Genomic DNA, 12,695 nt, shown 5'->3' on the forward strand with positions numbered 1-12,695 from the left:
GTCAGCGCCCTCCGGGCTCGGCGATGGCGGCCCGCATGATCTGACCGGCGATCCGGGCGGCCTCGGCGCTGCCGCCGCTGCCCGCCTCCTCCAGGACGACACAGACGGCGGAGACCGGCTTGCCCTCGGAGTCGAGCGCGAAGCCGATGAACCAACCGTGGTCCGGGCGGTCCGGCGCGGACTGTGCGGTACCGGTCTTGCCACCGACGGTGTAGCCGTTGATCCGGGCGTTGCGGCCGGTGCCGTTCTCCACCGCGCTGACCATCATGTCCCGCAGGTCGGCGGCGACCTGATTGCTCACCGGCCGGCGCAGCTCGCGCGGGTTGGCGGTGTCGTAGACGGTGGTGCGGTCCGGTGCCAGCAGCTGACGCACCAGGTACGGCCGCATCTGGCTGCCGCCGTTGGCCACCGCGGCAGCGATCATGGCGCCCTGCAACGGGGTCATCCGCACGTCCCGCTGCCCGATGGAGGACTGCGCCAGCGCCGCCGGGTCGGGGCCGCCGTCCGGGTTCTCCATGCTGCCCGTCCGGCTGGCCGCCACGCTCAGCCCACCCTCGCCGAGCCGGCCGACGGTCAGGTCCTCCTGCTCGAACCCGAACTGCCGGGCCTTCTCCTTGAGCACGTCGGGACCGAGCTGGACGCCGAGCTTGGCGAAGCCGGTGTTGCAGGACTCGGTGACCGCGTTCATCAGGGTCACCTGCGACTCGGGGCAGATCGACGGCGCGGCGTTGCGGATCGGCTCGCCGGAGGTGGGCGGGGTGTAGCTCGATCCGGCCGGGATGTTCGTCTCCTTGGTGATCCCGTTCTCCAGCGCCGCCGCGGCCACCACGATCTTGAAGGTGGAGCCCGGCGGCAGCACCTCGCCGAGCGCCCGGTTCCGCAGCGGTCGTCCCGCCTCCTGCTCGAGCCGGTTGTACGCGGCGGTCGCCTCGTCGGTGTCGTGGCTGGCCAGCGGGTTGGGATCGAAGCTGGGAATGGAGACCAGTGCCTGCACCGCCCCGGTGGCCGGGTCGAGGGCGATCGCCGCGCCCTTGGTCGCCCCGACGTTGTTGCCGCGCAACTCGTCGTACGCGGTGTCCTGCGCCCGCTTCGACAGGGTCAGCAGCACGTTGCCGCCGGCGGTGGTGTCGCCGGTGACCATGTCCCGCAGCCGGTTGACGATGAGCTGGTCGCTGGTGCCGGCGAGGAAGTCGTTCTCGGCGCGCTCCAGCCCGGTGGCGGCGCCGTTGACCGGCTCGTACCCGAGCACGTGGGCGTACTTCGCGCCGCCCGGGTAGGTACGCAGGTACTTCAGCTCGCCGTCGGTCTCCTTGCTGACCGCCAGCGCGGTGCCACCGGCCTCGATGTTGCCGCGCTTGCGGTCGTACTTGGCGACCTGGACCCGACCGTTGTAGTCGCTGGTGCGGTACTCGTCGGCCTTGTAGGCCTGGATCCAGTTCAGGTTTGCGAAGAGCAGCCCGAACAGGACGATCACGACGACGCCGACCCGACGCAGCGGTGCGTTCACGGCTTGATCACCTCCGTGGGGGCACCGTGCAGCTGCTCGGGCGGCCCGGATGGGCGGGTCACCTTGCCGCCGGCACCGTCGACCGGCCGGCGACCGGCGTCGGAGACGCGCAGCAGCACCGCGATGAGCAGCCAGTTCGCCATCAGCGAGGAGCCCCCGGCGGAGAGGAACGGGGTGGTCTGACCGGTCAGCGGGATGAGCTTGCTGATCCCGCCGACGATCACGAAGACCTGGAGCGCGAGGGTGAAGGCCAGGCCACCGGCGAGCAGCTTGCCGAACGAGTCCCGGACCGCCAGGGCGGCCCGCAGACCCCGCTCGACGATGAGCAGGTAGATCACCAGTAGCGCGGAGAGACCGAAGAGGCCGATCTCCTCACCGATGCCGGCGAAGATGAAGTCGTTCTGCACCTCCGGCAGCATCAGCGGCTGACCACCGCCCGGCCCGGCACCGAACAACCCGCCGGAGCCGAGCGCGAGCAGCCCCTGCACCAGTTGGTAACCGTCGTCGTAGGGCTGGGCGAACGGGTCGAGCCAGATCTGTGCCCGCAGATAGAAGTTCGCGAACGGACCGCCCACCGCCTCGCCGAGCACGTACGCGAGGTAGGCGCCGCCGAAGAAGAGGACCAGGCCGATGAGCAGCCAGCTGACCCGCTCGGTGGCGATGTAGACCGTGGCCACGAACATGCCGAAGTAGAGCAGCGAGGTGCCCAGGTCCTTCTCGAAGACGAGGACCAGCAGGCTGATCACCCAGACGACGAGCACCGGGCCGAGGTCGCGCCCGCGCGGGAAGTCGATGCCGAGGAACCGGTGGCTCGCCAGCGACAGCACCTCGCGCTTGCGCACCAGGTAGTAGGCGAAGAAGACGAGCAGGGCGAGCTTGGCGAACTCGCCGGGCTGGATCGAGAAGCTGCCGATGCGTACCCAGAGCTTCGCGCCGTTGATCTCGGAGATGCTGGCCGGCAGCACCGCCGGCAGCATGACCAGCACGATGCCCGCCAGACCCAGGGTGTACGCGTACCGGGAGATCGACCGGTGGTCGCGCATCAACGCCAGCAGGCCGCCGGCGAGGACCACCGAGATCAGCGTCCAGGCGAGCTGGCGGCCGCCGGTGCCGGCGAAGATGGCCAGGTCGGCCCGCTCCTCGGGGGCCGCGTTGGCGAGGTCGAGCCGGCGCAGGAAGCCGACGCCCAGCCCGTTGAGCAGGGCCACCGCCGGTAGCAGCGCCGGATCGGCGAAGGGCGCCAGAAACCGGATCACCAGGTGCATGCCGAGGAACACCGCGGTGAGCGTGGCGGCCGGCACCCAGAAGCCCGGCGTGACCGTGTCGAGCACGTTCGCCTCGACCATCGCCCCGTACGCGGCCACCAGCGCCATCGCCAGCAGCAGCAGCGACAGCTCGGCGTTGCGGCGGGACCGGGCCATGCGTACGCCGGGTCGCTCGCCCGCGGTCGCGGGCGAGGATGCCGGGGTGGCCGCTGCGGTCACGATCGTCCTCGGGTGGGAGCCGGTGCCTACTCGGGCGACCGGCAGGCCGCCGGGTCGACCGTGGGCGTGAAGGTGTCGACGGGGGCGCGTCGGGGTGCTGTCCGGCGCGGCGGCGGAGGCACCGCTCGGGGTGCCCGTCGCCGCGCCGCTCGGTGACGACGGACGCCACCCACCTTGCTCGGCGAGCCGGCCGGGGCGCTCGGCGATCCCGTCGGCGCGCTCGGCGTCGGGGACGGCGATCCGACGAGCGAGGGCGTGGGGCTCGGTGTCGGCGGACAGATCGGCTTGAGGTTCACGTTTGTCGGGCTGTCCATCGTCAGCTCCGCCAGCCGTCGTTCCGCGTCCGGCTCGCTCTTGGCCGGAATGCCCTGTTTCACCTGCTCCTGCGCGGCCAGGGTGAGGTCGTCCAGTTGGGCTTCGCTCTCGGAGTGCACGCTGGAGAGGTCCATCCCGGCGATCTGACCCTGGACGCCACGGAACACGGCCACCTGGCCGTCCTCGGTAGCGCCCACGTAGTACTGGCGCTGCGTGTAGCTCCACCCGGCGAAGACACCACCGCCGACGATCACCAGCAGGGCGGTCGTCATCGCGAGCGCACGCAGTGGGCGCCGGCGCGCCTCGGGCTCGTCGTCGGCGTTCGCGGCGGAATCGTCGGGCGTCGGCGGCCGGGGCGCGGAGAGCGCCGAGGCACGGGCCGCCGGGGTGGAGACGTCGGCCGAGGTGGCCATCCCCCGGTCCCGGGCCGCCGCACCGCCGACGATCGGGGCCGCCTCGACGATGTCCCGGTCGGTGGCGTCGGCGATGATCACGGTGATGTTGTCCGGACCGCCGCCGCGCAGGGCGAGCTGGACGAGCCGCTCGACACACTGCTGCGGGTCCGCGTACTCCCGCATGGTCTCGGCGATGGTCTCCGCGCTGACCACGCCGGAGAGCCCGTCGGAGCAGATCAGATACCGGTCGCCGGGCAGCACCTGCCGGACCGAGTACTCCGGGTCGATGTCGCGGCCGTCCAGGGCCCGGGTGAGCAACGAGCGCTGGGGGTGGCTGCTCGCCTCCTCCGGGCTGATCCGGCCCTCGTCGACGAGCATCTGGACGTAGGTGTCGTCCTTGGTGATCTGCGCGAACTCTCCGTCGCGCAGCAGGTAGGCCCGCGAGTCGCCGATGTGGACCATGCCCAGCTTGCTGCCGGAGAACAGGGTCGCGGTGAGCGTGGTGCCCATCCCCTCCAACTGGGGGTTGGCCTCCACCGTCTCGCGGAGTTGCTGGTTGGCGGTGCCCACGGCGGAGCGGAGCGCGTCGACCAGGGCGTCGCCCGGGACGTCCTCGTCCAGTGGCGCCATGGCACCGATGACAATGTTGCTAGCGACGTCACCGGCGGCCATACCGCCCATGCCGTCGGCAACGGCGAGTAGCCGCGGCCCGGCGTAGACGGAGTCCTGATTACCGTCTCGGATCAGACCGCGGTCGCTGTGGGCCGCATAGCGCAGGGTCAGAGTCATGGCCGTAATTCGAGAGAGGTGCGGCCGATCCGGATCGGCACGCCGAGGGGGACGGGGGTCGGTCCGGTGACCTTAGCGCGATCCAGGTACGTCCCGTTAGTCGAACCCAGGTCCTCGACGAACCACTGCCCGTCCCGCGGCACCAGCCGGGCGTGTCGCGCGGACGCGTAGTCGTCGGTGATGACGAGGGTGGAGTCCTCGGCCCGACCGATCGTTATCTGCGCCTCACCCAACGTGATCCGCGTGCCGGCCAACTGGCCCGCGGTCACCACCAGCTGGTGCGCCGCCCGCCCCCGCTTCACCTTCGCCGGCTTCGCCGTCGCCTGACCTGTCGACGCGCCCACCGCCCGGGGCGCGGCCACCAGCCGACCCGAGCGGGCCCCCGCGAAGAGGTCCCGGCGGATGACGCCGACCACCGTGAACACGAAGATCCACAGCAGCACGAGGAATCCGAACCGGGCAACGGTGATAACGAGTTCCGGCAAGGCGGATCAGCCGTCCACGCGGAAGGTCAGAGTGGTCGTACCGAGCTGGATCATGTCACCGGGGTTCAACGCCACGGCGGAGACCCGCTGGCCGTTGACCATGGTGCCGTTCGTCGAGCCGAGATCGGTGAGCACGACCTGCCCGCCGTCGAAGTCCAGCCGGGCGTGTCGGCGGGAGATGCCGACGTCCGGCAGGCGCAGGTTGGCCTGGTCGCCTCGACCGATCACGGTCGAACCCATCTGCAGCGGATAGGTGCGGCCGTCACCGGAGACCAGCCGGATGTTGCGCCCGCCGCCGTGACCCGGCGGCGGGCCGTAGCCGCCACCCTGGTCGTAGGACGGGTAGCCGGGCGGGCCGGCGTCGTATCCGGGCGGACCGGCGTCGTAACCGGGCGCCGAGACCGGGGCGACCTCGCCACCGGTGTAGACCTCCGCGGTGACCCGGAACATCCCGGTGTCCAGTCCTTCACCGCGCTCGATCTCGACGATCACGTCCCCGTAGACCGTCCAGGCCTGCTCGCCGATGAACTCCGCCTGCGACTGGGCCAACTCCTGGGCCAGCGCGGCGGCGTACGGCGCCAGCCGACTGTGGTCGTACGGGGAGAGATCGATCACGTAGCGGTTGGGCACCAACGTACGCCCACCAGCGAGGATGGCCTTGTGTGCCTCGGCCTCCCGCTGCATGGCGTTGAGGATCTCCACGGGGTGGACCACCCCTTTGAAGACCTTGGCGAAAGCCCCTTCGACCAGGCCTTCCAGACGCTTCTCGAAGCGTTGCAGCACGCTCACCGGCTCCTCCTCGGGTCCCGAGGACATGATGGTATCCGTCCAGAGCGCACGCAGCTCACACGCCGCTCGGCCGGCAGGCCACGGCCCGTTCGGACGGCTTCTGATTGTCGTGCTACTCTTTCGTCCGCCACGAACGGTAACCGCTGCGAGCAGCGAAAGCCATTCGCGGCGACAGACCGAGGTCACGTAGCATGGCCGAGGCTCGCCGGTGACCGGCGAGGCCGGTGCAGGCCACGTTCATCGAGGTCAAGCCACGGGGAAGTGGCGGAATGGCAGACGCGCACGGTTCAGGTCCGTGTGTCCGAAAGGACGTGGGGGTTCAACTCCCCCCTTCCCCACCACAGCCGAGGGCTCCGCGGAATGCGGGGCCCTCGCTCCGTATCGGGGCGTGCCGGACGTCACGCTATGCTCCGATGGTTTCTGCCTCCGACGCACCAGGAGTGGCATGTGAGTGTCGCATTCGTGACCGGGTCGGGCGGGCTGATCGGCTCCGAGGCGGTCCGGCATTTCGCCGGCCTCGGTCTCGACGTCGTCGGCATCGACAACGACATGCGGCAGGAGTTCTTCGGCGAGGAGGCGTCCACCGCGTGGAACGTCCGCCGGCTGACCGACGAGCTGGGTGAGGCGTACTCCCACCACAGCATCGACATCCGGGACCGGGCGGCGCTCGGCGCGCTGTTCGGCCGGTACGGCCGGGACGTGGCTGTGGTGATCCACACTGCCGCACAGCCCTCGCACGACTGGGCGGTACGCGACCCGTTCACCGACTTCGACGTCAACGCCGCCGGCACGCTCAACGTGTTGCAGAGCGTCCGGGAACACTGCATCGACGCCCCGGTCATCCACTGCTCCACGAACAAGGTCTACGGCGACCGGCCGAACAGCCTGCCCCTAGTGGAGCTGGCGACCCGGTGGGAGATCGAGCCGGGCCACCCGTACGAGCAGGGCATCCGGGAGGACATGTCGATCGATGCCTGCCTACACTCGATTTTCGGCGCCTCGAAGGTCGCGGCGGATGTGATGGTGCAGGAGTACGGCCGCTACTTCGGCATGAAGACGGCCTGCTTCCGGGGCGGGACGCTGACCGGGCCGGCGCACTCGGCGACCGAGCTGCACGGCTTCCTCGGCTACGTGATGCGGGCGAACATGGAGCGCCGCACCTACAAGATCTTCGGTTACCAGGGCAAGCAGGTCCGGGACGCCATCCACAGCTCGGACGTGGTGTCCGCGTTCGAGGCGTTCTTCCGCAACCCCCGCTCCGCCGCCGTCTACAACCTCGGCGGCGGCCGGCACTCGAACACCTCCAACCGGGAGGCGTTCACGCTGGCCGAGCAGATCACCGGCCAGGAGATGATCACTGAGTACGTCGAGGCCAACCGGATCGGCGACCACAAGTGGTGGATCGGCTCCAACGAGGCGTTCCAGGCGGACTATCCGGACTGGAAGCAGGTGTACGACGTACCAATGATCATGCGAGAGATCTACGAGGCCAACGTGGACAAGTGGGTGCCGGCGGCATGACCAAGAAGAACGTGCTCGGTGTCCTGGTCGACGCGACCGACTACGCCGAGGCCACCGAGCGGGTGGTGGCCGCCGCACAGGAACGCCAGCCGTTGGCGCTCACCGCGCTGGCCGTGCACGGCGTGATGACCGGCGTGCTGGACCGGGCGCACAACGCCCGGCTCAACTCCTTCGACGTGGTGACCCCGGACGGCCAGCCGGTGCGCTGGGCGCTGAACCTGCTGCACGGCGCAGGGCTCACCGACCGGGTCTACGGGCCGACGCTGACCCTGCACGTGCTCTCCCGCTTCGCCGACGAAGGGCTGCCGGTCTACCTGTACGGCTCGACCGAGGAGACCCTCACCCGGCTGATTCCGGCGCTGGAGCGGATGTTCCCGGCGCTGAAGATCGCCGGGGTGGAGGCGTCCAAGTTCCGCGGTGTGCAGCCGGGCGAGGACGTCGAGATCGCCGACCGGATCAAGGCCAGCGGCGCCCGGCTGGTCCTGGTCGGGCTCGGCTGCCCCCGGCAGGAGATCTTCACGTACGCGATGCGCCCGCTGCTGGACATGCCGATGATGGCGGTCGGCGCGGCCTTCGACTACCACGCCGGGCTGCTGCGTCAGCCGCCGCCGTGGATGCAGCGCGCCGGGTTGGAGTGGTTCTGGCGTCTCGGCCTGGAGCCCAAGCGCCTGTGGCGGCGCTACGTGATCCTGAATCCCGCGTACCTGGGTCGGCTGTTCGCGCAGAAGACCGGGCTGTGGAAGGCCCGGCCACCCGCGCCGGCCACCGAACGTCCGACCGAGTTCGCGGTCTGACCCGAGTCGACGAACGGGCCCCGGCGTAGCGCCGGGGCCCGTTCGCCGTACCGCACGTCAGAGGGTGAGCGTCCAGGTGTTGATGTACCCGGTGTCACCGCCGTAGACGTCGCGAACCTGGAGGCGCCAGGTGCCGTTCGCCGCCTCGCTGGACAGGTTCGCCGTGTAGGTGGCGTTCACGTTGTCCGTGCCGTCGAAGATGCTGCTGTTCTTCAACCGGTACGACGAGCCGTCCGGAGCGAGCAGGTCGATGACCAGGTCGCCACGGTAGGTGTGCACGATGTTCACCGCGACGGTCGAGCTCGACGAGGCGTTCCGGTTGCAGCCGGAGATGGTGATCGAGCTGGTCACCGCCGAGCCCGAGTCCGGGATCGACACGTCCGTGCCGTTGGTCCCGGAGCAGCCACCGCCGCTGCCGCCGGTCACCGTGAGCGAGTACGTCGCACTCCTGGTGCCGGAGGCCGCGGTGCCGGTGACGGTCACGGTGTACGTGCCGGCCGGCGTGCTGGCCGAGGTGCTGATGGTCATCGTGGACGATCCGCCGGAGGTGACGGTGGCCGGGCTGAACGAGGCGGTCGCCCCGGACGGCAGGCCGCTGGCCGAGAGGCTCACCGACTGGGCGGAGCCGTTGGTGGTGGCGGTGGCCACGCTGGCGCTCGCCGAGCTGCCCGCCGTGACCGAGCCGGAGGTCGGCGACACCGAGACCGAGAAGTCGTTGGTCGGCGGCGGGGTGCTGCCGTTGACCACGTAGAGCAGCTGGTTCGGGGTTCCCGTGCCGACGTTCGAGATCACGTTCGGGGTGGAGTTGCTGACCAGGTAGTCCCGGACCTGCTGGGGCGTCCAGGACGGGTTGGCCGACAGCACCAGCGCCGCCACACCGGCGACGTGTGGCGAGGCCATCGACGTGCCGCTGATGGTGTTCGTCGCGCTGTCGCTGGTGTGCCAGGCGGAGGTGATGCTCACCCCGGGCGCGAGGATGTCCACACAAGTGCCGTAGTTGGAGAAGCTGGCGGCGGCGTCGTTGCTCTGGGTGGCACCGACGGTGATCGCCGGTGCGGCCCGGGCCGGCGAGTAGTTGCAGGCGTTCTGCCGCTGGCCGAGGGCGTTGCCGTTGCCGGCGGCCACCGCGTACGTGACGCCGGAGTTGATGGAGTTGACGACCGCGTTGTCGACCGCGGTGTTCGCCCCGCCGCCGAGGCTCATGTTGGCCACGGCCGGCTTCACCGCGTTGGCGGTGACCCAGTCGATGCCGGCGATCACACCGGCGTTGGTGCCGCTGCCGGAGCAGTTGAGCACCTTGACCGCCACCAGGCGGGTCGCCTTGGCCACGCCGTACGCCGAGCCACCGACCGTGCCGGCCACGTGCGTGCCGTGGCCGTTGCAGTCGGTGTTGTTGGAGTCGACCGTGTTGGTGCCCCAGGTCGCCCGACCGCCGAAGTCCGAGTGGGTGGTCCGGATGCCGGTGTCGATGACGTACGAGGTCACGTTCGTGGCCGTGTTGGGGTACGTGTACGAGCTGTTGAGCGGCAGGTTCCGTTGGTCGATCCGGTCCAGGCCCCAGGACGGGGGGTTCGTCTGGGTTCCCGCGATGGAGACGACGTGGTTCTGTTCGACGTACGCGACGGCCGGGTCCGCGGCGATCCGCGCCGCGGCGCGCGCGCTGACCCGCAGTTCGGCACCACGCACGGCGGCGCTGTAGGTCCGGGCCGTGGCACCGCCGTGCCGACGCAGCAGCCGGTCCACCGAGGAGCCGACGGACGTACGACTGACCTCGCTGTCCTTGAACACGACGATGTAGCTGTCCTTGACCGCGGTCGCGCCACCGGCGCTTCGGACGGTGCCGACCGGCTCGGCCGCCATGGCCGGCGTGGCCGCCGCCACCATGGCCAGTGTGGCCAGCCCGACGAGCACGGATCTCTGTGGAAGAGCCATCTTCCTACCTCCCTCCGACCGGCACCGAACGTCCACCTGCTCGTGGCAGATTGATCGATGAATGCCGATCACGGTGAGGGTAGTTGGATGTGTGCGGACAGTTAAACATGTCGGATCCCTCATAACACTGACGAGATGGTTCCCCTACGGGGACGGGTACGGGAGGAACGGGGGACGGACCCGGATTCGGTGGGCCGGAAATCGGGCAAGGCTGATGGCCATGCAGAGCCATCTCGCCCTCCTGCTTCCGGTCGCCGCCGTCTGGTTGGCCGCCGGCTATCTCGCGGACGGGCTGCCCCGCCTGCGCCATGCGCGCGAGCTGCGTCAGCAAGCCGGCCGGCTGCTCGCGCTGACGTTCACCGGGCTCGGTCTGACGCTGGCTCTGCCGATCGCCGGGCTGGTCACCGTCGGGCCGACGGTGGCGGATCGAGCTGCCGACGGGCTGACGCTCGCCGCCGTACCCGCCCTGCTGGTGGCCGGCTGCACGGTGCGTCGGTTGCGCCGGTTGTGGGCGGGAGCCGGCGCACTTGCCGTGGCCGCCGGGACACCGGCCCCGCACGGGCTGCGGGCCGCCGCCGCCCACCCGCTGATCGGACTGCCGTTGCAGGTGACCGGTCTGGCGCTGCTGCCGGCGATGATCACCGCGAGCGGTGCCGGCCAGTATCTCGGCCCCTCGGCGACCGGGCCGGCGATCACCATCGCGGCGCTGGCCGTCGCGGCCATCGGCGTACGCCACGCGTTGCGGCACAACCGGTTCGCCGAGCGGGCCATGCCCGAACGGGTGGCGTCACCGCGCCCGGCCGCCGGAGCCCTGCACGTATAGCAGTTCGAGGATCGCCCTGGTCGCCTCGAACCAGCGGTCGAGCCACCCGGGTGGCGGCACGCTGCCCTTGGGCGGCAACTCCATCAACAGCCCACGCAGCAGCGGATGGTCCACCAGGGAGCCGTCGTCCACCGTCGACCAGCCGGTGGCCGGGAAGGACGGCTCGGTGAGTGGATTCGGGTCCAGTGACGGCAGGGTGAGCGGCGACGGCGGCTCCGCGGTCGCCGGGGTCTCCCGGCCCGCGTGCTCGGTCTCCGCCGACACCACCTCGGTCAGCACGGTGTCCCGCCGGGCCCCGCGATACTTGCCGCCGAACCGTTCCGGCTTTCCCGGCCCGTTGGTGAGGTTCTCCGACCCGATACTCGTCATCCGTCTCGCCTGCCTCGCTCGGTTACCCGCCCTGCCGGGGGGATGTCGACCAGCGCGTACCGAGAGGTACAACGACACGGGCACGATGTGGCGACGGCAGCCGGCGCCAGCACGCGGGGCTGTGGGCCGTCGCCCACGCCGTCCGACTCTGCTGTCCGTCACCACCGTCGGGTAACGGCAGGATCCCCGCTCGGCCACCGGCCGGGCGGGGATCCGTCGTCACCGTCCCCGGGGCACGTCAGACCCGGGGGAACGCGCCGTCCCTGGTGCTGGCGACGAAAGCGTGCCAGTCGCCCGGCGCGAAGACCAGGGCCGGTCCGGCCTTGTCCTTCGAGTCACGGACGCCGACCGCCCCGGTCACGTACGCCACCTCGACGCAGTTGTCGCAGTTCGGCCCGCTCTTCGAGCTCTTGAACCACGTCGCCTGCGCCAGGTTCACGGAGAATCCTTGCGTCGCCACTTCCACAACGGCTCCTCTGCCAGTCTCGCGATGTACTCCACGGACTCCTCCGGACGTTCGGCCGCTGCTCGAATGTGATCGAAGATGAAGCTGTACTTCTGTAGTTCGTCGCTCTTCTCCAGGAAGAGCCCACCCGTGGCGTTCTCCGCGTACACGACATCCGGATCACCGGGTTCGGGGAAGCTGAGGATCGTGAAGGTGCCGTCCATGCCGGCGTGCGCTCCCACCTCGAACGGCAGGACCTGAAGCGTCACGTTCGGCAGCTGGGCCACCTCCACCAACCGTTTGAGCTGGTCACGCATGACCGTGTCCCCGCCCACCGGACGGCTCAACACCGCCTCATCGAGCACCACCCACAGATCGACCGGATCATCCTGGGTCAACAACGACTGACGGCCGAGTCGGACACGCACCCGTTGCTGTACCTGTTCCGGACTGAAATCGGGGCGGGCCGCGCGGATCATCGCGCTCGCGTAGTCCTCGGTTTCCAGCAGCCCCGGCACCACCTGCTGCTCGTAGGCGCGAATCGAACTGGCCGCCGCCTCCAGACCCACGTACGCCCCGACCAGCACCGTGCTGTACGGATGCCACCAGCCCTTCTGCCGCGCCTCACGGGCGATCTGCACCAGCTCGTCGCTCTCGGCACCCACCACCCCGTAGATCCGGAGCATGTCGCGCACGTCGCGGGGCGTGGCGGTGGTGTGGCCGGTCTCGATCCGCGACACCTTGGACGCCGAGCACTCCAACTGCTCCGCCACGGACTCGATGGTGATGCCGGCTGCCTCGCGCTGGCGGCGCAGTTCCGCGCCGAGCCGGCGCCGCCGGATGGTCGGGCTGCGCCGCTCGCTCACCGTGTCACCTCTCCGCCTCGACGCGCCGCGCTGACCGCCCGCCCACGGCGCGATCCTCCCGGCGAGCGTTCGCGGCATGGGTGGTCCGGTCGTCGGCCGGCCGCGGCGGGCGAAACCGGCTCTCAGTGTGCCGCCCGGGTGGCGGCCCGTTCAAGCGCCGTTTCGCGCGAGCCGCTCACGT

General features: G+C 70.3%; 12 protein-coding genes and 1 tRNA gene. 4 read left to right on the plus strand and 9 right to left on the minus strand.

The window, feature by feature from the left end:
* Window position 1: 1 nt before the first annotated feature.
* Genes ENC19_RS20355 through ENC19_RS20375 form a run of 5 tightly spaced genes read right to left on the minus strand, consistent with a single transcriptional unit; the run spans window position 2 to window position 5,791 of the window.
* Window positions 2-1,507, minus strand: coding sequence for a peptidoglycan D,D-transpeptidase FtsI family protein (locus ENC19_RS20355; protein WP_164448717.1), 1,506 nt, complete (start codon window positions 1,505-1,507; stop codon window positions 2-4).
* A complete protein-coding gene (locus ENC19_RS20360; protein ID WP_164448718.1) occupies window positions 1,504-2,991 on the minus strand; it encodes an FtsW/RodA/SpoVE family cell cycle protein in 1,488 nt (495 codons plus the stop codon). Before ENC19_RS20360 ends, ENC19_RS20355 begins: the two co-directional genes overlap by 4 nt.
* A 26-nt stretch (window positions 2,992-3,017) precedes the next feature.
* Window positions 3,018-4,490, minus strand: coding sequence for a PP2C family protein-serine/threonine phosphatase (locus ENC19_RS20365; protein ID WP_164448719.1), 1,473 nt, complete (start codon window positions 4,488-4,490; stop codon window positions 3,018-3,020).
* Complete coding sequence (locus ENC19_RS20370; RefSeq protein ID WP_111242783.1) at window positions 4,487-4,975, minus strand: FHA domain-containing protein FhaB/FipA; 489 nt, start codon at window positions 4,973-4,975, stop codon at window positions 4,487-4,489. Before ENC19_RS20370 ends, ENC19_RS20365 begins: the two co-directional genes overlap by 4 nt.
* A 6-nt stretch (window positions 4,976-4,981) precedes the next feature.
* Window positions 4,982-5,791: an FhaA domain-containing protein gene (locus tag ENC19_RS20375; RefSeq protein ID WP_093409193.1), complete on the minus strand. Its 810-nt coding sequence runs from the start codon at window positions 5,789-5,791 to the stop codon at window positions 4,982-4,984.
* A 228-nt stretch (window positions 5,792-6,019) separates the two neighbouring features.
* Here ENC19_RS20375 and ENC19_RS20380 point away from each other — a divergent pair.
* The 3 genes from ENC19_RS20380 (at window position 6,020) to ENC19_RS20390 (ending at window position 8,079) form a co-directional block, all read left to right on the plus strand.
* Window positions 6,020-6,105 (plus strand) — tRNA-Leu (locus ENC19_RS20380).
* Window positions 6,106-6,169: 64 nt separating this feature from the next.
* Entirely contained in the window at window positions 6,170-7,285 is a 1,116-nt protein-coding gene (locus tag ENC19_RS20385) for an NAD-dependent epimerase/dehydratase family protein (protein ID WP_166458889.1), read from the plus strand.
* Window positions 7,282-8,079, plus strand: a complete 798-nt coding sequence (locus tag ENC19_RS20390) for a WecB/TagA/CpsF family glycosyltransferase (protein WP_164448721.1) — start codon at window positions 7,282-7,284, stop codon at window positions 8,077-8,079. The genes ENC19_RS20385 and ENC19_RS20390 overlap by 4 nt, the downstream gene beginning before the upstream one ends.
* 57 nt (window positions 8,080-8,136) lie before the next feature.
* Here ENC19_RS20390 and ENC19_RS20395 read toward each other — a convergent pair whose 3' ends face one another.
* Entirely contained in the window at window positions 8,137-10,011 is a 1,875-nt protein-coding gene (locus ENC19_RS20395; protein WP_164448722.1) for a S8 family peptidase, read from the minus strand.
* A gap of 220 nt (window positions 10,012-10,231) precedes the next feature.
* Between ENC19_RS20395 and ENC19_RS20400 the strand changes: the two genes are divergently transcribed.
* Window positions 10,232-10,834 carry a hypothetical protein gene (locus ENC19_RS20400; RefSeq protein ID WP_164448723.1) on the plus strand — a complete coding sequence of 201 codons (603 nt, stop codon included), beginning with the start codon at window positions 10,232-10,234 and terminating at the stop codon, window positions 10,832-10,834.
* Here ENC19_RS20400 and ENC19_RS20405 read toward each other — a convergent pair.
* From ENC19_RS20405 to ENC19_RS20415, 3 genes are all read right to left on the minus strand, one after another.
* On the minus strand, window positions 10,799-11,203 hold the full coding sequence (locus tag ENC19_RS20405) for a hypothetical protein (protein ID WP_164448724.1): 405 nt from the start codon (window positions 11,201-11,203) through the stop codon (window positions 10,799-10,801). The two genes, ENC19_RS20400 and ENC19_RS20405, sit on opposite strands and share 36 nt — an antisense overlap.
* Window positions 11,204-11,441: 238 nt before the next feature.
* A complete protein-coding gene (locus ENC19_RS20410; RefSeq protein ID WP_164448725.1) occupies window positions 11,442-11,663 on the minus strand; it encodes a DUF397 domain-containing protein in 222 nt (73 codons plus the stop codon).
* Window positions 11,639-12,514 carry a helix-turn-helix domain-containing protein gene (locus tag ENC19_RS20415; protein ID WP_164448726.1) on the minus strand — a complete coding sequence of 292 codons (876 nt, stop codon included), beginning with the start codon at window positions 12,512-12,514 and terminating at the stop codon, window positions 11,639-11,641. Before ENC19_RS20415 ends, ENC19_RS20410 begins: the two co-directional genes overlap by 25 nt.
* Between the last annotated feature and the right edge of the window lie 181 nt (window positions 12,515-12,695).

It is taken from the genome of Verrucosispora sioxanthis, from assembly GCF_010560025.1.
GTDB classification, from domain to species: Bacteria; Actinomycetota; Actinomycetes; order Mycobacteriales; family Micromonosporaceae; genus Micromonospora; species Micromonospora palythoicola.